Origin of the sequence: Novosphingobium sp., from assembly GCF_965229225.1 — a bacterium.
In the GTDB taxonomy this organism is placed as follows: Bacteria; Pseudomonadota; Alphaproteobacteria; order Sphingomonadales; family Sphingomonadaceae; genus Novosphingobium.
The window spans coordinates 2,221,049-2,242,006 of record NZ_OZ245867.1 but is presented as its reverse complement, the minus strand read 5'-3'; the positions used below and the strand labels follow the sequence as shown (position 1 = coordinate 2,242,006).

The 20,958-nt window shown below is 63.9% G+C and carries 15 protein-coding genes; 10 read left to right on the top strand and 5 right to left on the bottom strand.

Going from position 1 to position 20,958, the window contains the following annotated elements:
* Positions 1–262 precede the first annotated feature (262 nt).
* The 3 genes from ACO06X_RS10290 (at position 263) to rplA (ending at position 8,332) form a co-directional block, all read left to right on the top strand.
* A complete protein-coding gene (locus tag ACO06X_RS10290; RefSeq protein ID WP_421839817.1) occupies positions 263–7,006 on the top strand; it encodes a hypothetical protein in 6,744 nt (2,247 codons plus the stop codon).
* Positions 7,007–7,197: 191 nt separating this feature from the next.
* Entirely contained in the window at positions 7,198–7,629 is a 432-nt protein-coding gene (gene rplK, locus ACO06X_RS10285; RefSeq protein ID WP_421839816.1) for a 50S ribosomal protein L11, read from the top strand.
* 4 nt (positions 7,630–7,633) lie between these two features.
* Positions 7,634–8,332, top strand: a complete 699-nt coding sequence (gene rplA, locus ACO06X_RS10280) for a 50S ribosomal protein L1 (protein WP_298168682.1) — start codon at positions 7,634–7,636, stop codon at positions 8,330–8,332.
* Positions 8,333–8,462: 130 nt separating this feature from the next.
* Here rplA and ACO06X_RS10275 read toward each other — a convergent pair whose 3' ends face one another.
* From ACO06X_RS10275 to ACO06X_RS10260, 4 genes are all read right to left on the bottom strand, one after another.
* The gene (locus tag ACO06X_RS10275) at positions 8,463–9,416 is read right to left on the bottom strand and encodes an NAD-dependent epimerase/dehydratase family protein (protein ID WP_421839815.1); all 954 of its coding nucleotides are present in this window, start codon (positions 9,414–9,416) and stop codon (positions 8,463–8,465) included.
* A complete protein-coding gene (locus ACO06X_RS10270; protein WP_421839814.1) occupies positions 9,416–9,952 on the bottom strand; it encodes a hypothetical protein in 537 nt (178 codons plus the stop codon). Before ACO06X_RS10270 ends, ACO06X_RS10275 begins: the two co-directional genes overlap by 1 nt.
* Before the next feature lie 14 nt (positions 9,953–9,966).
* Positions 9,967–10,728 (bottom strand): competence/damage-inducible protein A, encoded by a 762-nt coding sequence (locus ACO06X_RS10265; protein ID WP_421839813.1) that lies wholly within the window; start codon positions 10,726–10,728, stop codon positions 9,967–9,969.
* 131 nt (positions 10,729–10,859) lie between these two features.
* Positions 10,860–12,386, bottom strand: coding sequence for a flavin-containing monooxygenase (locus ACO06X_RS10260; RefSeq protein WP_421839812.1), 1,527 nt, complete (start codon positions 12,384–12,386; stop codon positions 10,860–10,862).
* 121 nt (positions 12,387–12,507) lie between these two features.
* On the opposite strand from ACO06X_RS10260, the gene ACO06X_RS10255 reads away from it, so the two are divergent.
* Positions 12,508–13,491 (top strand): magnesium and cobalt transport protein CorA, encoded by a 984-nt coding sequence (locus ACO06X_RS10255; RefSeq protein WP_421839811.1) that lies wholly within the window; start codon positions 12,508–12,510, stop codon positions 13,489–13,491.
* Between the two features lie 9 nt (positions 13,492–13,500).
* Here ACO06X_RS10255 and ung read toward each other — a convergent pair whose 3' ends face one another.
* On the bottom strand, positions 13,501–14,190 hold the full coding sequence (gene ung, locus ACO06X_RS10250) for a uracil-DNA glycosylase (RefSeq protein WP_421839810.1): 690 nt from the start codon (positions 14,188–14,190) through the stop codon (positions 13,501–13,503).
* A gap of 113 nt (positions 14,191–14,303) precedes the next feature.
* On the opposite strand from ung, the gene ACO06X_RS10245 reads away from it, so the two are divergent.
* The 6 genes from ACO06X_RS10245 (at position 14,304) to ACO06X_RS10220 (ending at position 20,641) form a co-directional block, all read left to right on the top strand.
* The gene (locus tag ACO06X_RS10245) at positions 14,304–15,620 is read left to right on the top strand and encodes a UDP-glucose dehydrogenase family protein (RefSeq protein ID WP_298168659.1); all 1,317 of its coding nucleotides are present in this window, start codon (positions 14,304–14,306) and stop codon (positions 15,618–15,620) included.
* 62 nt (positions 15,621–15,682) lie between these two features.
* Positions 15,683–16,300 carry a ribonuclease D gene (locus tag ACO06X_RS10240; protein WP_421839809.1) on the top strand — a complete coding sequence of 206 codons (618 nt, stop codon included), beginning with the start codon at positions 15,683–15,685 and terminating at the stop codon, positions 16,298–16,300.
* A 36-nt stretch (positions 16,301–16,336) separates the two neighbouring features.
* On the top strand, positions 16,337–16,981 hold the full coding sequence (locus ACO06X_RS10235; protein WP_421839808.1) for an LPS export ABC transporter periplasmic protein LptC: 645 nt from the start codon (positions 16,337–16,339) through the stop codon (positions 16,979–16,981).
* Entirely contained in the window at positions 16,978–17,550 is a 573-nt protein-coding gene (locus ACO06X_RS10230; protein WP_421839807.1) for an LptA/OstA family protein, read from the top strand. Before ACO06X_RS10235 ends, ACO06X_RS10230 begins: the two co-directional genes overlap by 4 nt.
* Positions 17,551–17,957: 407 nt before the next feature.
* Complete coding sequence (locus tag ACO06X_RS10225; protein ID WP_421839806.1) at positions 17,958–18,383, top strand: hypothetical protein; 426 nt, start codon at positions 17,958–17,960, stop codon at positions 18,381–18,383.
* 161 nt (positions 18,384–18,544) lie between these two features.
* Positions 18,545–20,641: a hypothetical protein gene (locus ACO06X_RS10220; protein WP_421839805.1), complete on the top strand. Its 2,097-nt coding sequence runs from the start codon at positions 18,545–18,547 to the stop codon at positions 20,639–20,641.
* Positions 20,642–20,958: the final 317 nt, after the last annotated feature.

Below are 20,958 nucleotides of genomic sequence, written 5' to 3'. Positions count from 1 at the left end.
CGCGCTGCAGACAATATCGATGCCAAGGCTGGCAGACCAATGCGCTCCGATTTCAGTGAAAGCTGAGCGGATTTATCACAACGACATGCAAGTCGCCGTCCGCCTCACTTACATCGATGTCAACCCAGAATGGAGGGATTCCCGAAATTGTAACGGGCTTGCATAATCATGGTTGACCGTAAGACTACGTATATGCATCCTAACGCGTAGGGGATTCGGCCAAGAAGGCCCAATTACATTTTCAAAAAAGGTGATCTGGGGCATGGCAATTTTCATTGGCCAGGCGGCGACCAATAATGTGTTCTCCGGAACCGCGGTAGCCGATACTTTTCAATTCGCAGTGGCGGATCTCAATTCGCTCGATACGTTGACAGGCGGCGGCGGAGCTGACGTCCTGCAATTGACCACTGCGGGCGCCCTGGCAATTGACGCATTAGCCGGCGTTACTGGAATTCCTTCGATCCTGTTCGCTGCGGGCGGCAACAGCATCACCTTGCTCAACAGTAATCTGACCGGGGTTGCCGGGTCAAAGATCATCGTTACCGGCGGCGCGGGCGACGACACGGTCGACGCTTCGGGACTGACCGGCGTCAATGCGGTCGATATCCGCTCGGGAGCCGGGCTGGACACGCTGAAGGGCGGCGCGGGCGGAGACTCGTTCCGCTTCGCCGCAGCAGACCTCGCGGGTGACACCATCATCGGCGGTCTTGGCACCGACTTCCTTGTCCTGACCACCGCAGGTGCGCTCGGTGCAACCGCGCTCGCCAACATGAGCGGTGTCGAGATCGTCCAACTCACCGCCGGCACCAACGGCCTGACGCTCGCCGACGGCAACTACACCGGCGTCAGCGGCAAGATCACCGTCTTCGGCACCAGCGGCAACGACACGATCGACGCCGCAGGGCTGACCGGCGCGAACGGCGTTGATTTCCGCGCAGGCGCGGGTTCGGATGTGCTCAAGGGCGGTGCAGGCAGCGATCTGTTCAATTTCGCCGCGGCGGACCTCGCAGGCGATACGATCACCGGCGGCCTCGGCACCGATTTTCTCGTCCTGACAACAGCAGGCGTGCTGGCAGCCAACGCGCTGTCTGGCATGAGCGGCGTGGAGGCGATCAATCTCGCCGCAGGCACCAATGGCATCACGCTGGTCAACGCCAATGCCACCGGGCTCACCGTCGGCCGCATCACCGTCAACGGCAACAGCGGCAACGACACCCTCGATGCCTCGGGTCTCACCTTGGGGACCGGGGCCGACTTGCGCGCCGGTGCTGGCAGTGACGTGCTCAAGGGCAGCAGCGGCAACGATCTCTTCGGCTTTGCCGCTGCCGATCTCGCTGGCGATACGATCACCGGCGGCCTTGGCAACGATATCCTGATCCTGTCCACCGCCGGTGTGCTGGGGGCAACCGCGCTGGCCAACATGAACGGCGTCGAGTCGATCAACCTCGCTGCGGGTACCAACAGCATCACGCTGGTCAATGCCAACTACACTGGCGTGGCGACCGGGCGCATCATCATCAACGGCACCAGCGGCAACGATACGCTCGATGCCTCGGGCCTCACCGGCACCAATGCAGCCGATCTTCGTGCAGGCGCGGGAACGGATGTGCTGAAGGGCGGCGCCGGGGCCGACTCGTTCCAGTTTGCGGCGGCGAATCTCGACTCGCTCGACACGATCACCGGCAATGGCGGTGCCGACTTGTTGCAGATGACCAGCGCAGGCGTGCTTGCCGCCAACGCGCTAGCCGGTCTGACTTCGGTCGAAACCATCACCCTCGCCAACGGCACCAATTCGATCACGCTGGCCAACAGCAACTACACCGGTGTGTCGGGCGCGAAGATCGTCGTCAACGGCGGTACCGGCAACGACACGATCGACGGCTCGGCCCTCACCGGCGCCAATGCCGTCGATATCAAGGCCGGCCTCGGCGTCGATGTGCTGAAGGGCGGCGCGGGGTCGGATACGTTCCGCTTTTCTGCGAACGAGCTGGCAGGCGATACGATCAGCGGCGGCCTTGGCACCGATTTCCTTGCGTTGAGCACGGCCGGCGCGCTGGGCGCTACCGCGCTCGCGAACATGACCGGGGTCGAGATCATCCAGCTGGTGGCAGGCACCAATGGCCTGACCATGGTCGATGGCAACTTCACCGGGGTGGCATCGGGCACCAGGATCACAGTGTTCGGCAACAGCGGCAACGATACGATCGATGCCTCCGGCCTGACCGGCACGAACGCGGTGGATATCCGCTCAGGCGCTGGGGTCGATGTGCTGAAGGGCGGCGCAGGGGCGGATCTGTTCACGTTTGCCTCGGCGGATCTTGCCGGCGATACGATCATTGGCGGCCTTGGCGGCGACTTCCTCATCTTCACCACTGCTGGCGTGCTGGCGTCAAACGCCCTGGCAAACCTTAGCGGCGTTGAAACGATCAATCTTGCGGCGGGTACTAACGGCCTGACGCTGGTCAATGGCAACTTCACCGGGGTGACGGGCGCGAAGATCACCGTCACCGGCGGCAACGGTAATGACACGATCGACGCTTCGGCCGTCACCGGCGCGAACGCGGTCGACTTGCGCTCGGGTGCGGGCCTCGATGTGCTCAAGGGCGGCACCGGCGCGGATTCGTTCCGCTTTGCCGCAGCCGATCTGGCGGGCGATACTGTCCAGGGCGGCACCGGGACCGATACGCTGCTGCTGACCTCGGCTGGTACGATCGCCGCCTCAGCGCTGACGAATGTCTCCGGGATCGAAACGGTCCAGCTGGCGGGCGGGACCAACACCTTCAACCTCACCGATGCGATGGTTTCCTCCGCCACGGCAACGACAGTGGCGGTCATCGGCGGAAGCGGCGACGACCTCATCAACGGCGGCGATGTCGTCACCGCGACCAACCGGCTCGATCTGACGGCCGGCACCGGCAACGACACCCTGTTCGGCGGCTCGGGCGCGGATACCTTCCGGTTTGCCGCCTCCGCGCTCGACGCAGGCGATACGGTGAACGGTGGCACGGGTGCAGCAATCGATACGCTGGCAATCACGGGTGCGGGCACGATCGATCTTGCGGGCATCAACATTCAGCAGATCGAGGCGGTGACGACCGACAACGCCGACCACACGATCCTGCTCGACGACGACATCATCAGCACCGCGCAGGGAACGAGCATTTCGATCACTGCGGGCACGGGCGTCGATACGCTCAATATTTCCCGCGTTGCGAACGCGGACAGTGCGGTGCAGGTCAATCTCGGCGATGGCAACGATACGATGACCCTCAGCGCCTATGATTCCGGCTTCGGCGTCTACGCCGGTCCGGCTGCAGGCAAGCTCAGCGGCACGCTCGGCGCGGGCAACGATACGCTCAAGGTGCTCAGCGGCTTCTTCAATGCGCCTGCATCGCTTTCGGGCGGCACGGGCACCGATACGATCGAGATCGATAACTACTACGGCAGTTCGGTCGTGATGAGCGCGGCGGTCACCGGGTTCGAGGTCGTCAACTTTGTCGATACGATCACGGGTGGCGGCTACACGATCTACTTCGTGGCCAACGATACGGCGGGCCTGACGATCAACGGCCAGACTGCGACCAACCGCTACTATCTCAATCTCGGCGCTGGCGGGCAGACCGCGAATGGCAACGCGCAGGATGACAGCCTCTTTGGCGGCAGCGGCAACGATACGATCAACGGCAACGGCGGCAACGATTTCATCGAAGCCTTCGGTGGTTCCAACACCTCGAACGGCGGCGCGGGCAACGACAGCATCGTGTGGCATGCAGGTGATGCCGTGGTGTCCGGCGGGGCCGACAACGATACGCTGATTTCGGTGAGCGGCGGCAGCTTCGATCTGAGCCAGGTGGATCAGAGCCTTGGTGACACCGCCAACACGACCGGCTTCGAGAACGTCAACCTGTTGCAGGCCTACGATCCGAACACCGGCTACAGCAGCTCCGGCTTCACCGGGGGCATCGTGAAGGGCAGCAGCGGCGCCAACGTGATCAACGGGTCGTATTCCGACGACGTGCTCGATGGCAATGGCGGTGCCGACAGTGTCTTTGGCAACGATGGCGCGGATACGATCACGTATCGCGGCACCGAGGTCGAGGTGAATGCCTACTACGAGGGCTTTACCTACGATGCGGTGCAGAACGACACGCTGGTTCTGGCGGCTGCCGCAACGGTCAATCTGGGCAATGCCGACCAGACATCGGGCGACGCCGTCTTTGTCTCGGGATTCCAGAACGTCAATGCCTCGGCGCTGGTGGCCGGCGTGAGCCTGACGGGTGACTCTTACGACAACCGTCTCATCGGCGGCTCGGGTGCCGACGTGATCGCGGGCGGCGATGGCAGTGACTGGATCGACGGCGGGGCTGGCCTCGATGTGGTGACGGGTGGCAATCAGGACGACATCATAACCTATCGCGGTACGGCCAGCACCATCAACGGCGGCGCCGATACCGATACCCTGCGGGTTGTTGGCGCGGCGACGATCAACCTCAACAACGGTGATCAGTCCAGCGGTGATACCGCTGTGGTCAGCGGGTTCGAGAACGTCGATGGATCGGCATCGGCGGTGTCGTTCACGGCGATCGGGCGCAACGATCTGCGCAGCGTGCTGATTGGCGGCAGCGCGGCTGACACGCTGACCGCAGGCGCTTTCGGTGCGGATATCACCGGCAATGGCGGGGCTGACACGCTGGTCGGTGGGGCTGGGAACGACTACTTCTACCTGAATGCCGGTGATTTTGCCGCAGGCGAATCGATCAATGGGGCTGGCAGCGGCGATTACGACCAGTTGTTTGTCCGCGCGACGATGAACCTTTCAGGCGGCACGATCTCGAACGTCGAAACGCTTCTTGCCATTGCGGCCGACGCCAACGGCAATCTGCTCAATCAGGGGGTGACAGTGACGCTCACCGGCGCGCAGGCGGCCGGGTTCCAGTACATCTACGCGAACGGCTTCTATAACGGCACGACCGAAACATTCATCGTCAACGTGGCATCGGGTACGACCGTCGATCTGTCAGCCATCACCTTTTACCAATTCGACGCAACCGATACCCTCGCCATCAACGGCGCAGGTGGGAACGAGACGATTACCGGGCCGACCTTCGTCAGTGTCATCCACGGCAACGGCGGCAACGACACGATCAAGACAGCGCCGTCCTACGGCTACTGGTATGACGGCACGCAAGTGTTCGGCGATTCCGGCAATGATCGCATCGACTATGGCTACCCCTATTTGAGCACTACGCTCGACGGCGGAGCCGATAGCGACACACTGGTTTACAGCTACGCCGCCGGCAACGCCGATCTGATCGACCTCACTTCGGCGACGGACCAGACCATCGGCGATGCCGTCACGGTCAGGAACTTCGAGAACCTTGACTGGAGCACCAGCTTCTATGGCCTCACAGCCACTGGCAGCAGCGCGGCGAACACCATCCTCGGCAGCTCGGTCGGCGATATCATTGACGGCGGTGCCGGGCTCGACGTCATCGACGGCCGGGCCGGCGACGACCTGATCACTTATCGCAGCACCGCGAGCAGCATCAAGGGCGGGGCGGATACCGATACGCTGAAGGTGTTCGGTGCGGCGACGATGTTCCTCAACAATGCCGACCAGACCAGCGGCGATACGGTCTCGGTCAGTGGGTTCGAGCATGTCGATGCATCCGGTGCGACTGCTGCAGTGACTGTGAGCGGCCGTGCCGATGTTCGCAGCAACATCTATGGCGGCAGTGCTGCCGATACGCTCACCGCTGGGGCTGCCGGTGCGGAGATCATCGGCAACGGCGGGGCCGATACCTTGATCGGTGGCATCGGGCAGGACAATTTCTACATCAATTCCGGCGATTTCGTCGCGGGCGAAACGATCAACGGGCAAGGCGACTACGACCAGCTCTTCGTCCGCGGGACGACGGACTTCAGCGTCGGTACGGTGCAGAACATCGAGACCCTCAATGCCAATGCGCAGGATGCGCAGGGCAACTATCTCGAACAGGGCATGACTATCACCCTCACCGGTGCGCAGGCGGCCGGGATTGGCACCTTCTATGCCAACGGGGGCTACTACGGCACGACTGCCGAGGCATTCATCATCAACGTGGCGTCAGGCACGACGGTCAATCTGTCGGCAGCCGGCTGGAGTTACATGGATCTTCTCGATACCGTTGCCGTTAACGGAGCTGGTGGCAACGAGACGATCATCGGTGTCAACTATGCCAGCGTTATTCACGGCAATGGCGGCAATGACACGCTGAAATCAGCCAACGAGAGCTATTGGTCCGATGCCACGCAAGCCTTTGGCGATGCCGGCAACGACCGGATCGACTATGGCTACCGCCTTTACAGCACGACACTCGACGGCGGGGCTGACAGCGACACGCTGGTCTATACCTACAGCGAAGGCGTCGTTGACCAGATTGATCTGTCCCAAGTGGCAGACCAGAGCATCGGGGACACGGCGACGGTCAAGAACTTCGAGAACCTTGACTGGAGCGCTAGTTTCTATGGCCTCAATGCGACCGGCAGCAGCGGCAACAACCTGATCATCGGCAGCCAGGGGGCAGATACGCTGACTGGTGGTGCGGGTTCGGACGTGTTCGGATGGCAAACGCGCGACGGTTACACTGACACCATCACCGACTTCCTCGCTTCCGCTGACGATCTGCGCTTCGCGGCAAGCGCGTTCGACTTCAACGGCGCCTTGTTTGATCAGCGCCTCGCCACCGGATCCACTGCCACCGATATCACCGGCAAGGACCTGATCATCTACACCGGCGGCGTGTTCGACGGCGTCGGTGATGTCCAGAACTATCTGATCGCGGCGGCAGGCGGCAGTGTCGGCGAAGGGGTGTTCATCGTGGGCAAGGACAGCGCGAACCACACCGTGCTCTACCACGCACTTGATGCGAGCTACACGACCAGCTCTGACGTGTTCCAAATCGCTGATCTCGGCACTCTGACCGCGCCGACGTCTATCCAGTTGGCAGACTTCCTGTTTGTCTGATGCGGGTTGGGGCTGCGAACTGCGCAGCCCCTTCCTCCCCCATTGCCAAAGCGGCCCTTGCCCGCTAATGGCGCGCTCTTGCGGTGAAGGCTTGCCCTTCGCCTGATTCCGTGCGGGAGGGCGCGCTTGCGCCCGTCTGACCGCTCACTCTGCGGGGCCAGCTGGCCCCAACAGGACGAAAGGAGGCCTCCGTGGCCAAGAAGATTGACGGGTATATCAAACTGCAGGTGAAGGCTGGCGAAGCCAAGCCCTCGCCGCCGATCGGGCCCGCGCTCGGTCAGCGCGGTGTCAACATCATGGGTTTCTGCAAGGAATTCAACGCAGCGACTCAAGAGGTCGAGAAGGGCACCCCGCTGCCCACGATCATCACGGTCTATTCGGACAAGTCGTTCACCTTCGTGACGAAGACTCCGCCGGCCACCTTCCTCATCAAGAAGGTGCTGGGCCTCAAGTCCGGCTCGAAGGAGCCCGGCAAGGTCTCTGCGGGCAAGATCACCCGTGCGCAGCTCGGCGAAGTCGCCGAAATCAAGATGAAGGATCTCAACGCCAACGACGTGGACGCTGCGATCAAGATCATCGAAGGCTCGGCTCGCGCCATGGGCCTGCAGGTTGTGGAGGGCTGATCCGATGAAGGTGACCAAGAACAAGAAGGCCCTCGCGGAAAAGCTGGGCGACAACCAGAAGCTCTACAAGGTTGATGAGGCGATCCAGCTCCTCAAGGACCTCAAGCGCACCAAGTTCGACGAGAGCATCGAAGTCGCGCTCAACCTCGGCGTCGATCCGCGCCACGCTGACCAGATGGTCCGCGGCATGGTCACGCTGCCCTCGGGCACCGGCAAGGACGTCAAGGTTGCCGTGTTCGCGCGCGGCGACAAGGCCGAAGCGGCGCTCGCCGCCGGTGCTGACCGCGTCGGCGCCGAAGACCTGCTCGAGGACATGCAGAACGGCAACCTCGACTACGGCCGCGTGATCGCGACGCCCGACATGATGGGCATCGTCGGCCGCCTCGGCAAGGTGCTGGGCCCCAAGGGCCTGATGCCGAACCCGAAGCTCGGCACCGTCACCCCGAACGTTGCGGACGCGGTCAAGGCGGCGAAGGCTGGCCAGATCGAGTTCCGCGTCGAAAAGGCGGGCATCATCCATGGCGGCATCGGCAAGATGAGCTTCTCGAACGAGCAGCTGCGCGCCAACTTCGATGCGTTCGTCGATGCCATCGTGAAGGCCAAGCCCTCGGGCGCCAAGGGCAAGTACCTGCGCAAGGTCGGTCTGTCCTCGTCGATGGGCCCCGGCCTCAAGGTCGACGTCGCGGAAGTCCACGGCGGCTGATCCAGCCACATGGCTTGAATACAAAGGGCCGGGAGGGGAAACCTTCCCGGCCCGTTGCGTTTCCAAAGCCCTCTCCCATTACCTTCGGTGGCCTTCGGCTCAGGGGAGATGGCTGGGAGAGGGGACTGCCTTAGCGCCCCTTCGCCAGCGGCGAGGTATAGGCCGGATCATGCGCGAAGGGCAGCGGCGCGCCTTCGCGCAGCGCCGCCAGCACCGCCGCAAAATCGGTGCGCGCGCGCCAGCCCAGCTCCCGCTCGGCGAGGCCGGGATCATAGACCCGCCCAAGGCTCTGCGGCAGCTGCCACCCCCGCGCCGCAAACAGCGCCTCCGCATCGGAAAAGCGCTCCCGGATCAGCGCCGCCGCGTCCTGCTTCAAGGCCGCCGCATCCGCCTGCGCAAATGGCGGCGGCGCGCTCACCAGATAGAGCCCGAAGCCGACATCGGGTGCCTTCTCCAGCGCCATGACATGCGCGGCCGCCGCATCCTCCACCGTCAGCCGGCGGTGCAGGAACTCGATCGACTTCAGATTCTCGCCCGATGGCCGCTTGTGCGTATCGTCATCCTCCGGGAAAAACCGCGAGGTGCGCAAGACCACGCAGGCCAGCCCCTGTTCCGCGGCATGGAGCCGGCACAGCCCCTCCGCCGCCAGCTTGGTCACGCCGTAGATGTTGCGCGGCGCCAGCGGCCCGGTCTGCTCGTCCAGCCACACCGCCTCGGGCGCTTCCTCGCGCCGTATCGCCTCACTGATCATCAGCGAGGTGGTCGAGGTCATCACGAACCGGTCATGGCCCGCCGCGCGTGCCGCCTCGAGCAGGTTGAGCGTGCCAGTCACATTCACATCGACAAAGGTCTGCGCCGGATACCGCGCGATGTCCGGCTTGTGCAGCGCCGCCGCATGCACCACCGCGTCGATCCCCAGCCTCATCGCCCGGTCCACCACCGCGCGGCTGGCAATCGTGCCGACGACATGTGTTTCCGGCCCGGGCACAGCATCAAGGCCTGTCACCGTGTGCCCCGCAGCCCGCAGTGCCGGAGCGAGGAAGCGGCCCAGCCAGCCGGAGGAGCCGGTAAGCAGAACCCGCATCAGAAAGCCTCCTTCGCCAGATTTGCCCGCGTGTAGCATTCGATCACCAGGCTGATCGCGCGCCCGTTTGCCACCCGCAGCACGGCCTTGTGTGAAAGTACTGTCCCCGCCGGGCATTCCTTGGCGCGCCCGTGCTGGCTGGCCAGCCGTTCGCGCCGGAACCCCAGCGGGCGCACCACCGTGCCGAAGGGCGTGCGCGTCGTTTCCAGCGCGGAGTTCATCGCCGGGGTGAGCCGCGCGGGGACATACCAATTCTTCGCGTCCGAAAGCACCGCTCCGCCGCAGCGCAGCCGCACATGGCGAAATGCCAGCGGCTCGTCGGCGCCGACGCCCAGCGCCGCGCGGATCGCCGGATTGGCAGCTTCCTTGGCGTCCTTCTCGGTATCCGCCACGATCTCGGCCGGCGCTGCAATCCGCTGCGCCTCGCACCATTGGCGGAGGGCGGCCGTCGCGCTGTCATTGGCTGCCAGTGTGCGCTCGAAGCGTGCGAGCGTTGGCGAGCAGGCGGCAAGCACGAACGCGAGACCCGCTGCCATTGCACGCCGGAGGATCAGATGCCCCCCGGCACCGAGGCGCGGCCAATCGCCGCCAGTCCATCAACCAAGACCTGCGCGCAGGCATCGAGCTCAGCCTGATCGGTCGAACGGATCACGAAGTTGGCGCCGACCTTGCCTTCGCGGAAGAAAGGGTAGCTGCCGATCTGGCAGCCCTCGTGCGTCTTCTCGGTCTCGCGCAGCAGGTCCGCCACTTCGCTCTCGGCCACCCAGCAGCCGATCGTCGCGGAAAGCAGCGGCAGACCGCCTTCCAGCGTGCCCGTCAGCCCGTCGAGCATCTGTGCGGTAATCCCCGGCACACCCGCCATCAGGAACACGTTGCCAACCTGAATCCCCGGCGCGCCCGAAAGCCGGTTGGGGATGAGGTCAGCGCCTTCCGGCACCCGCGCCATGCGCAGCCGCGCCGGATTGATGCCGCCGCGCGTCTCGTAATAGCGGGTGAGCATCGCCTCCGCCTCGGGGTGGATCACCACCGGTACGCCCAGCGCCTCGGCCACGGCATCGACGGTGATGTCATCATGCGTCGGCCCGATGCCGCCCGTGGTGAAGAGGTAATCGTTGCGCGCCCGGAGCGCATTCACCGCCTCGATGATCGCCGCCATGTCATCCGGGACAACGCGCACTTCGCGCAGGCGGATGCCCTGCACCCCCAGCCACGTCGCGACTTGCGCGATGTTCTTGTCATGCGTGCGGCCGGAAAGGATCTCATCGCCCACGACAATGAGCGCGGCGGTCCAGATGCGGGAGGTTTGGGTCATGGGGTGAGCGATAGCGCAAACGAATGAGCGCGCAATGGGGCTTTGAGGGGATTGCGTAGCCTACGGCGCGCAATGTCCCCAAACACTCGTCATTCCCGCCTTCGCGGGAATGACGAAGGGTAGCGGCGAAGTTACTCCGCCGGTTCGACCACCTCGCCAGCCTTCGCCGCCACAGCGCCAGTGGCCTTCCCGAAGCGCATGATGCCGTCGTCGAGTGGGTTTTCCTTCAGGTACTTGCGGTCGAACAGATAGTCCTGATTGAGCCGCCACGGCATCGCCTTTGCGTTCTTCGGCTGGATCGCGAGGCCGCGCTGGATGTAGCCCGAGGAGAGATCGAGCGGGGTGTCCGCTTCGAGCGCGCTTTCGTCGGTCAGCACCGGGGTCGCGCTGTCTGCGCCCACTTTCTTCATGTGGTTGAGCAGGCGGCACACGAAGTCGGAGTCGATGTCCGCACGCAGGGTCCAGGAGGCGTTGAGGTAGCCGAAGACTTGCGCGAGATTGGGCAGGTTCGAATACATGCAGCCCTTGTAGTACCAGCGCTCGTTCATCCGCACCGGCTGGCCGTCCATGCCGAGCGCGATCTTGCCGGCCATGGCGAGGGCGAGACCGGTGGCAGTGACGATCACGTCGCAATCAAGCCGCTTGCCGGACTTGAGCTGGATGCCGCCAGCGTCGATGCGTTCGATATGGTCGGTGACGATCTCGGCCTTGCCCGCCTTCATCGCATGGAACAGATCGCCATCGGGCACGAGGCACAGGCGCTGCTCCCACGGATTATAGGGCGGGGTGAAGGTGGCCGGATCGTACTTGGGCCCGAGCGCTTCCTGCAGCTTCTTCGTCAGGAAGTCCTTGACCTTCTGCGGTTCGTTGCGGGCGCGCTTGAACACCATGTTCTGCATCGTGACGTTCTTGAAGCGCGTGATCTTGTAGGCGAGCTTTTCGGGCAGGAACTTGCGCAGCGTGTTTGCGATGGCATCGCGCGCCGGGCGGATGGCATACCAGGTGGGCGTGCGCTGGAGCATGGTGACGTGCGCGGCCTTCTGGGCCATCGCGGGCACGATGGTGACGGCGGTTGCGCCCGAACCGATCACGACGACGCGCTTGCCGGTATAGTCGATGTTTTCCGGCCAGAACTGCGGGTGGATGATCGTGCCGGCAAAGTCCTCGCGCCCCGGGATCGCGGGATCATAGGGCGTGTCGTAGTCGTAATAGCCCGAGCCGAGGTAGAGGAACCGCGCGGTGGTGCGGCTGCGCTGGCCGTCGGCGGCTTCGGTGGTGATCACCCAGCAGGCGTGGCTGCTTTCCCAGTTGGCGGAGACGACCTTGGTCTCGAACCGGATATGCTGGCGGATCGCCCGCTCATCGACGATGCGGTTGAGATAGTCGAGGATCGATGGGCCATCGGCGATCGACTTCTCGTGCTTCCAGGGCTCGAAGATGAAGCCCAGCGTGTGCATGTCGCTGTCAGAGCGGACGCCGGGGTAGCGGAAGAGGTCCCAGGTGCCGCCGAGCTGCGGGCGGCGTTCGAACAGGGCGTAGCTGCGATCGGGGCAGAGCATCTGCATGTGTGCGGCCATGCCGATGCCGGAAAGCCCTGCACCGATGATCGCGACGTCGATATCCGGCTGCCCGGAGCGCCGCGTGTCCTCGAAACCCATGCTATCCTCCACAGTTATTGACATACATGATAGCAGTCAGGGGAATGATTGCCAGCATGTTTCAATGCGCGATTAAATGCAGCGATTGCACTCCGGCGGCGAGCGCGACAGAAGGGAAGCCATGCCGATCATCGCCGCGCGCCGCTATACCGAGGGGAGGCCGGATCCCGCCGATCTTGCACTGACGGGCGTGCCGCTGGCCGAAGCGGTGTTGCCGCGCGGGTGCTTCGACTGGATCGGGCTGTGCGATCCGACGCTCGAGGAGATGGAGCGCGTTGCGCGCCAGTTCGGGCTTCATCCCTTGGCGATCGAGGATGCGCTCAACCCGCGCCAGCTGCCCAAGGTCGATATCTATGGCCAGCAGTTGTTCGTCGTCGCGCGCACCGCGATGATGGATCGGGGCGGGGACACGATCACCTACGGGCAGACCGCGATTTTCCTGGGCGCGCAGTTCATCGTGACCGTGCGGATAGGGTCTGCACGTGCGCATGCCGATCTGCGCCGCGCGCTGGAAGCCGATACCGAACACCTTGCCGAAGGCGCGGATTATGTTCTCCACGCCGTGCTTGATTTCATCGTCGATGGGTATCTGCCGATCGCCGACCAGTTCGAGGACGTGGCGCACAGCATCGAGGAAGCGGCGATCGACCAGTTCCCCGATCCGACCACGATCCGCCGCATCTTCCGCCTGCGCCGCGAACTGAGGCGGTTCGAGCGGATCATCGGGCCGATGGAGGAGCTCACCCAGCGCCTCGCCGAGGCGGACCTGCCGGTGATCGACCCTTCGGCGCGGATCTGGTTTCGCGACGTGCTCGATCATGTGCGCCGGGCGATGGCGCGGATGGATAGCCTGAAGGAAACGCTGGCGGCGGCGGTGGAGACGGCCGGGCTGCTCGAACAGCACCGCCAGGGCGTGATCACCCGCCAGCTTGCCGCCTGGGCTGCAATTCTTGCCGTGCCGACAGCCATTGCCGGCATCTATGGGATGAACTTCGACTACCTGCCCGAACTCCACTGGCGTTGGGGCTATCCGATGGTCTGGGGGCTCATCCTCACGATCTGCGGCGGCCTGCTGTTGCGGTTCCGGCGGATCGGCTGGCTCTAGGTCCTGACCCTAGCCCGGCAATCGCCAGTCTATCGCCCCGCAACCCTGCTCTTCGAGAAAGGCATTCGCCCGGCTGAAATGGCGGCAGCCGAGGAAGCCGCGATGCGCGGAGAGCGGGCTGGGGTGCGGGGCTTCCAGAATGAGGTGCGGGCCGCCGCTTGTTTCGCGGATCAGCGCGGCCTTCGCGCGGGCGTGGCTGCCCCACAGGAGGTAGACGCACGGTGACGGACGCTGGGCGACAGCGCGGATGGCCGCATCGGTAAACGCTTCCCAGCCCTTGCCCTGGTGCGAACCGGCCTGACCGGCTTCGACGGTGAGCACCGTGTTGAGGAGAAGGACTCCTCCCTTTGCCCAGCTTTCGAGATAGCCGTGGGCAGGGCGAGGCAGGCCGAGATCGGCTTGTTGCTCCTTGAAGATGTTGAGCAGGCTTGGCGGCACGGGCACACCGGGCCTGACCGAAAAGGCAAGGCCGTGTGCCTGACCGGGGCCGTGGTATGGATCCTGCCCCAGAATCACGACACGGACCTGCGGCAGCGGTGTCAGTGCAAGCGCAGCAAGGCGCGTGCCGGCAGGCGGGTAGATCAGTTTTCCCGCAGCCTCTTCCGCACGCAAAAAACCGCCGAGGGTCCGCAAGGGGTGGCTGGCGAGGATTTCTGCAAGCGCAGGACGCCAGGTTTCCGGGATTGCTTCGGCTGTCATGACAGGCACGGCCTAGCCGTTTTGCTGCAGTGCGGGAATACCATTTGCAAGGGGGGCGCTCACCTTGCTATCCGCCCCTACGTATCTTTGGTTGTGCGCGTGGGGATTCCGTTATGAAGATCGCAATGGTGGGCTCCGGCTACGTCGGACTGGTTTCGGGTGCCTGCTTCGCCGATTTCGGCCATGACGTGGTCTGCATCGACAAGGATGCCGGCAAGATCGCGCGGCTGGATGCCGGCGTGATGCCGATCTACGAGCCGGGACTTGCCGAACTCGTCGGCACCAACGTGCAGGCCGGACGCCTGTCGTTCTCGACCGATCTGCCTTCCTCGATCGCCGGTGCGCAGGCGATCTTCATTGCAGTGGGCACGCCCTCGCGGCGCGGCGATGGTCATGCCGATCTTTCCTACGTCTATGCGGTGGCGCAGGAAATCGCCGATAGCCTGACCAATCCGGCAGTCATTGTCACCAAGTCGACCGTCCCGGTCGGCACGGGTGACGAGGTTGAGCGAATCATTCGCGAGCGCGCGCCGGATGCCAAGTTCGCCGTGGTCTCCAACCCCGAGTTCCTGCGTGAAGGCGCCGCGATCGGCGATTTCAAGCGCCCCGATCGCATCGTGGTCGGCGCCGAGGAAGAATGGGAGCGCGGCGTGATGAGCGAGGTTTATCGCCCGTTGTTCCTCAACAAGGCGCCGCTGCTGTTCACCGGTCGCCGGAGTTCGGAGCTCATCAAGTACGCCGCCAACGCGTTTCTCGCGACCAAGATCACCTTCATCAACGAGATGGCGGACTTGTGCGAGAAAGTGGGCGCCGACGTGCAGGATGTTGCGCGCGGGATCGGGCTCGACAATCGCATCGGCTCCAAGTTTCTCCATGCCGGGCCGGGCTATGGCGGCAGCTGCTTCCCCAAGGACACGCTGGCACTGCTCAAGACGGCGGAAGACTATGCGAGCCCGGTCCGGATCGTCGAGGCGGTGGTGCGCACCAACGATAGCCGCAAGCGGGCGATGGGCCGCAAGGTGATCGAGGCGATGACCGAAGCTGGCGTTGGTGAAGCCCGCGGCAAGCGGATTGCGCTGCTGGGCCTGACTTTCAAGCCCAACACGGATGACATGCGCGATGCACCCTCGATCGCGATCGTGCAGGCGCTGCTCGATGTCGGTGCGGAAATCGTTGCCCACGATCCGGAAGGGATGGACGCAGCAGCGCCGCTGATGCCCGAAGTGACCATGGCCAAGAATGCCTATGAGGCGGTGACCGGCGCAGATGCCGTTGTGCTCGTTACGGAGTGGGACGCGTTCCGCGGCATCGACCTCGAGCGCGTGGGGCAGCTTGTGAACAGCCGCGTGCTGGTCGATCTGCGCAACGTCTATGACCCGAGCGAGGTGCGCGCCGCCGGATGGCACTACAGCAGCGTCGGACGAGTGTAGCACCGGGCCTGGGGCCGATTCCCGCGCTTGCCGCCACCGCCCCGAAAGCCTAAGCGGAGCGAATGGCTGTTCACTTTCATGAAGAAGACCTGCCCGAGGGTGTGCTCGCGCCCGGACCGGTCGCTGTCGATACCGAAACGATGGGGCTCATTACCACGCGCGATCGGCTCTGCCTGCTGCAGATTTCCGATGGGCACGGCGACGAACATCTCGTGCGGTTTGCTGCGGGCAGCGACTATGCTGCGCCCAATCTGCGCGCCGTGCTCGCCGATCCGGCGCGGCTGAAGCTGTTTCACTTCGCCCGCTTCGATCTGGCCGCGATCCACTACTACCTCAAGGTGATGGCGACGCCGGTGTTCTGCACCAAGATCGCCTCCAAGCTGGTGCGCACCTACACCGACCGGCATGGCCTGAAGGAACTGGTGCGCGAATTGCTGGGCAAGGAAATCTCCAAGCAGCAGCAGTCGAGCGACTGGGGCGCGCCCAGCCTGAGTGATGCGCAGCAGGATTATGCTGCGTCCGACGTGCGCTATCTTCATGCAATGCATGGCATCCTTGTCGACCGGTTGGCCCGCGAAAGTCGTACCGACGTGGCGCAGGCCTGCTTCGAGTTCCTGCCGACACGGGCCTTGCTCGACATCGCCGGCTGGGCCGACCGCGACATTTTCAGCCACGAGTGAGGGCTTGCAGGTGACGCTGACCGGACACCCGGCACGATGACGCAAGGGGCGGACAACCTGCGAGGGCGCCGCCAGGTGGTTGCGGCGCCCGGCGGCTTTCACGACCGCATGGTGCGGGCGTTGGCGGTAGGCTTGCCCGCGGTGATTGGCGCGCTGCTTGCGGTGCTGGTGATCGCGCCATTCTCGCCGCGCGGGGAAATCAGCTTCCTCCTCGATCGCAACAAGGTGGCGATGGTGAACGACCGCCTGCGCGTGGTGAGCGCGATGTACCGGGGGCAGGACGATTCGGGGCGGAACTTCTCGGTCACGGCGGGCAGCGCTGTCCAGCATTCGGAGAAGCGCGACGAAGTCGAGATGCGCGACATCACCGCGCGGGTCATGCTGAACGATGGACCGGCGAGCCTGACGACGGGCGAAGGCGTCTATGACTTTGCCAAGCAGAAGATCGACGTGCCCTCGCCGGTCAATTTCGAGACCTCCGACGGGTATCGCATGGTGACCGCCGGGGCCGATATCGACATCGCCAAGCGCCGCCTCGTCAGCCAGGGGCGCGCCGAGGGGCGCATTCCTGCTGGCACTTTCTCTGCCGACAGGATAAGCGCCGACCTTGAAGCGCGGACGATCACGCTCGATGGCCACGCCCGCCTGACGATGGAGCCCGGCAAGCTGAAAATGCCATGACTACGCTGATCGAAGCCTTGAAGGCCGGAAGGCCCCTGCGATCACTTGCGATCGGTTTTGCGGCAAGCGCCGCGTTGGCGGCTGGCGCCCAGCACCTTGGCGCGCAGGCGATTGCCGCGCACAACAGCAAGGCGCCGGTGAACTATGCGGCCGACCGGATCGAGTTGCAGGACAAGCAGAACCGGGTCGTGCTTTCGGGCAACGTCGATATCACGCAGGCGGGTCTCACAATGCGCGCGGCGCGCACCACGGTGGCTTATACCGACGCGGGCAGCCTGCAGATCCAGCGGATCGACGCGGCTGGCGGCGTTGTGGTGACGCGCGGCAATGAACGTGCAAGCGGCGATGTCGCGGTCTACGATTTCAACGCCAAGATCATCACGATGGCCGGCAACGTCGCGCTGCGGCGCGGTTCCGATACGCTGAATGGCGGGCGGCTGGTGATCGACCTCAATACGGGTATCTCGAATATCGACGGACGCTCGTCCGGCGGCATGTCGGCTGCCGCGTCGGGCGAGCCTGCGCGTTCGGGTGGCCGGGTGAGCGGAAGCTTCAGCGTTCCGAAGTAAAGCCGGCAACGGGTCTGACCAAAGCTTGGCTGCTGTTCGTTCGGCTTGACGCAGCATGCCATATCGGGCCCGGATTCGCTTTTGCGATTGCGAAGAGCTCGTTGGATTGTCCCACCAGCACGAACCACTGTGGCGAACGGGCAGGACCGCGTCCGTTTGGCTTGCGACCGCAATCCAGGAGCGCTCTGCAGCGGTAGGCTTTCTCTGAAGTGGTGAAGGCGTCTGGCTTTGCCACTCAGCTGCATACCCTTGTTCGACCCTTGTTCGGGACCGGAATCCGGGTGCGGAAAAACGCGCCAGGGGCAGGCTACGGTGCGGGGTAGTAATACGCAATGGTTAACAGACTTGCAATAATGTACCAAATAGGTTATCTCCCGATCTGTCCAATGCACAATCTGGAGTCGCCGATGCCCAACGATGTCATTTCGCCCGCCGGATATACCCCAACCTTCGCGGTGAGCTTCTCCGATGGTGCAAGCGGCGCGCAGATTGTCGCCAATGGCTCTCCGCTGCCGGTAACCCCGGTGGTGGCCAACAAGCCCGCGCCGCTCGGCGGAACAACTTCCTCCAGTGCCACTTTCGGGCCATTCGCTCCGGCTGCCGGCCAACCGGTCGTGCTCTCGCTGTCCGGATCCTGGACTGGGACCGTGTCTCTGCTGCGCTCCGTCGACGGGGGAACAACGCGCCTGCCGGTGACGATGGGTGGCCGCACCTGGGGGCAATACTCGGCCAACGTGTGCGAACCCGTCTGGGAGGAGGCCGAGGCCGCAGCCGGCCTTTATCTCGATGTCGCGCTGCAATCCGGAACGGTCACGTACCGCCTCGCGCAGTAGCATCCCTGCCGGGGCACCGGCCCCGCGCATCTTTTGATCCACCAAGCCAACATCGAACCGGCATTGAACCGACCGGCGCGCCGCTGCGCGCGCCGGCGGGCCGCGTCATGCCGGAACGACCCGCGCGCGCTGCGCGCCAGCGCCCGCCAGAGGAGCCGCAAATGCCCACGGACATGATCAGCCGATCCATCGCTACCGCCGCTTTCGTCAGAACGGGCGATCCCAATCCGATCCGGCTCACCAGCATGCTGGGCGGCACCATTCTTCCCAATGAGACAGCCGGTCTTGCGAACGCGATCGCGCAGATGAACAGCCTCCGCCGCCCGCTGCTGATCGACCGCAGCATCAACATCACCGGTTGGTCGACGATCAACGGATACTGCGCCATCTCGTGCGCGGACGACGCGCTGATCAATTTCATGGGCAGTGCAAACGGCTTTCGCGCGCGCAACAGCTTTACCGCTGTCGGATCGTGGACGGCGGCCCCTGCGCTGGCGCAATGGCCAGCGTCGACCGGCAGCTTCGTGACCGCGCTAACGGTGGACGCGGCGACATACGCAGCCCTTGCGGCGGGGGATCACGTCTATCTCTCTGACAGCGTGAACAACACGTTCGCGTATTTCAATGGCGTGAGCACGACGAACTACACCAACCTTGCCGAAATCGCGATGGTGCTGGCCAAGTCGGGCGGAAACACGGTCTTTCTCGACCGGGTTCTCGGCGAATGGAACCTCTACAGCGCCGCCGGGTTCGTGGCCAAGCTTGGCGACAACCTGTGCGTCCTCAACCTCAACATCAAGGGCGAGCAGAGCACCACGCGCGACCTCGTTCGCGTGGAAGGCTATGTGGGCCCGGATATCGACGTGCGGATCGACAGCAATTCCTCGCGCGGCGTGATGCTGCTTTCCTGCATGGGCGGGCGGGTGCGCGCCAAAGTTCGCGATCTGCGGGATGATGAGGCCAACAACTCGTTCGGCTATGGCGTGTGCGCTGCTGCAGCGACGACGGACTGCAAGATCGAGGTGCATGCGCGCAACGTCCGCCATGCCTATTCGGACATCATTGTCGGGACGGCGACCGGATTGACGCAGCCCCTGACTTTCAGCGGCGGCGTGGTCAGGCGCATTGCGGTGACCGGCGAAGGCATCTCGTGCAGCGCGGCCACCTGGGACACCCATACCCACAGCGACCAGGTGCGCTTCGAGAACATCAAGGCGTACGGCACCCACAATGAGGATCCGGGCCAGCCAAGCAGCGGACTCAACTGCGCCGTGCAGGTGCGCGGCACCAATGTCACGATCGACGGCCTGGAAACCGACCTGCAGGTGGGGGTGCGCTACAGCGTTGTGGCCGCGCGCAACAGCCGGCTCGAGATCACCAATTTCCGCCATCGCAGCACGCTTGTCGGTGCGCCCAATGCAGGCAACTCGCTCATTTCGTTCGCCGGCACGGCCTTCAGCGGATCGGGCACGCACAAGGTGAATATCCGCAATTCGCTGGTGCACAACATGGTCTACAGCGGAGCCGGCTGGAACTTCGTATCGTTGCACAACTCGGAAGTGGACATGAGCACGAGCAGTGCCGGCTGGCCCGGCAACGCATCGGGCAATTCCGGCTGCATGACCGAGTACATCAATACGACGGTCCGCGGCCCTTCGTCGATGAACGTTTCGACGTCGCTGGTCTTCGACGGCGGCAAGATCGCCATGGCGACGCTGAATGGCTTCAACCTGATCGACGGGGCCGTTGTGAAGGCACGCAATCACGGGATCGAGATCACCGGCGGCGGCGCGATCGCCAACAGCGCCTATGCCTTTACCTCCATCGCGAGCGGTGCGGTGGCGTTCAGCTATGCCGGGGTGTGGGTCGATGATGCCCGGCCCGAGCACAGCGTGAAGCCCTTCGCCAACCTTTCATCGGGCGGCACTGTCACGATCAAGGATCTCTCCGTGCCGGGGCAATACAAGGGCGTGGCATCCCGCGGTGATGCCGATGCTTCGATCCGCGCGGGCCGCGACCGCATGTTCCAGCGATTCTCGACAGCCCTGACGGCGGACCGCACGCTGACGCTGGAAACCATCGATGCCGATGATGGCGATGAGTTCGAAATTTTCCGGCCCGCTGGCGGCGCCTTCAATCTGCTGGTCAAGCAGGGTTCGAACACCCTTGTCACCCTAGCGCAAAATGGTTCCTGCAGGGTGGCGTTCGATCAGCTGAACACCAACTGGCGCGTTACCAACAAGGGCGTGATCACCTGAACCAGCCGGGCTTCCGGATCCGCGAAACGGGCCGGGTCCGGGAGCCGATTCGAACAAACCTAGGTGGCGGAGCTTCGGTTGGCAGCGGCTGGCCGAAGCCGACTTCGCACCGGATTGGTTCAATTGTGCAGGTGCTGTATTAATTTGATGCACCGCGGCATGCGCTGGTTGACTATAGCGGGGAAAGCTTAGATATACTCCAATGCATAGTGATCTGACAGTTCTCGTTCGTTAGCGGGGACGACTGCTTTTTGCGCGGGAAGCGTACGATATGGATGTTTTCGGCCTCGGTTCGCTCAGGCTTTCCCGCAAGGTGT

Excerpts from the sequence above, each read along its gene's own strand:
- ACO06X_RS10290 (WP_421839817.1), top strand. The coding sequence starts at position 263 with ATGGCAATTTTCATTGGCCAGGCGGCGACCAATAATGTGTTCTCCGGA.
- rplA (WP_298168682.1), top strand. The coding sequence starts at position 7,634 with ATGAAGGTGACCAAGAACAAGAAGGCCCTCGCGGAAAAGCTGGGCGAC.
- ACO06X_RS10275 (WP_421839815.1), bottom strand. The coding sequence starts at position 9,416 with ATGCGGGTTCTGCTTACCGGCTCCTCCGGCTGGCTGGGCCGCTTCCTC.
- ACO06X_RS10270 (WP_421839814.1), bottom strand. The coding sequence starts at position 9,952 with ATGGCAGCGGGTCTCGCGTTCGTGCTTGCCGCCTGCTCGCCAACGCTC.
- ACO06X_RS10265 (WP_421839813.1), bottom strand. The coding sequence starts at position 10,728 with ATGACCCAAACCTCCCGCATCTGGACCGCCGCGCTCATTGTCGTGGGC.
- ACO06X_RS10260 (WP_421839812.1), bottom strand. The coding sequence starts at position 12,386 with ATGGGTTTCGAGGACACGCGGCGCTCCGGGCAGCCGGATATCGACGTC.
- ACO06X_RS10255 (WP_421839811.1), top strand. The coding sequence starts at position 12,508 with ATGCCGATCATCGCCGCGCGCCGCTATACCGAGGGGAGGCCGGATCCC.
- ung (WP_421839810.1), bottom strand. The coding sequence starts at position 14,190 with ATGACAGCCGAAGCAATCCCGGAAACCTGGCGTCCTGCGCTTGCAGAA.
- ACO06X_RS10245 (WP_298168659.1), top strand. The coding sequence starts at position 14,304 with ATGAAGATCGCAATGGTGGGCTCCGGCTACGTCGGACTGGTTTCGGGT.
- ACO06X_RS10240 (WP_421839809.1), top strand. The coding sequence starts at position 15,683 with ATGGCTGTTCACTTTCATGAAGAAGACCTGCCCGAGGGTGTGCTCGCG.
- ACO06X_RS10235 (WP_421839808.1), top strand. The coding sequence starts at position 16,337 with ATGACGCAAGGGGCGGACAACCTGCGAGGGCGCCGCCAGGTGGTTGCG.
- ACO06X_RS10230 (WP_421839807.1), top strand. The coding sequence starts at position 16,978 with ATGACTACGCTGATCGAAGCCTTGAAGGCCGGAAGGCCCCTGCGATCA.
- ACO06X_RS10225 (WP_421839806.1), top strand. The coding sequence starts at position 17,958 with ATGCCCAACGATGTCATTTCGCCCGCCGGATATACCCCAACCTTCGCG.
- ACO06X_RS10220 (WP_421839805.1), top strand. The coding sequence starts at position 18,545 with ATGCCCACGGACATGATCAGCCGATCCATCGCTACCGCCGCTTTCGTC.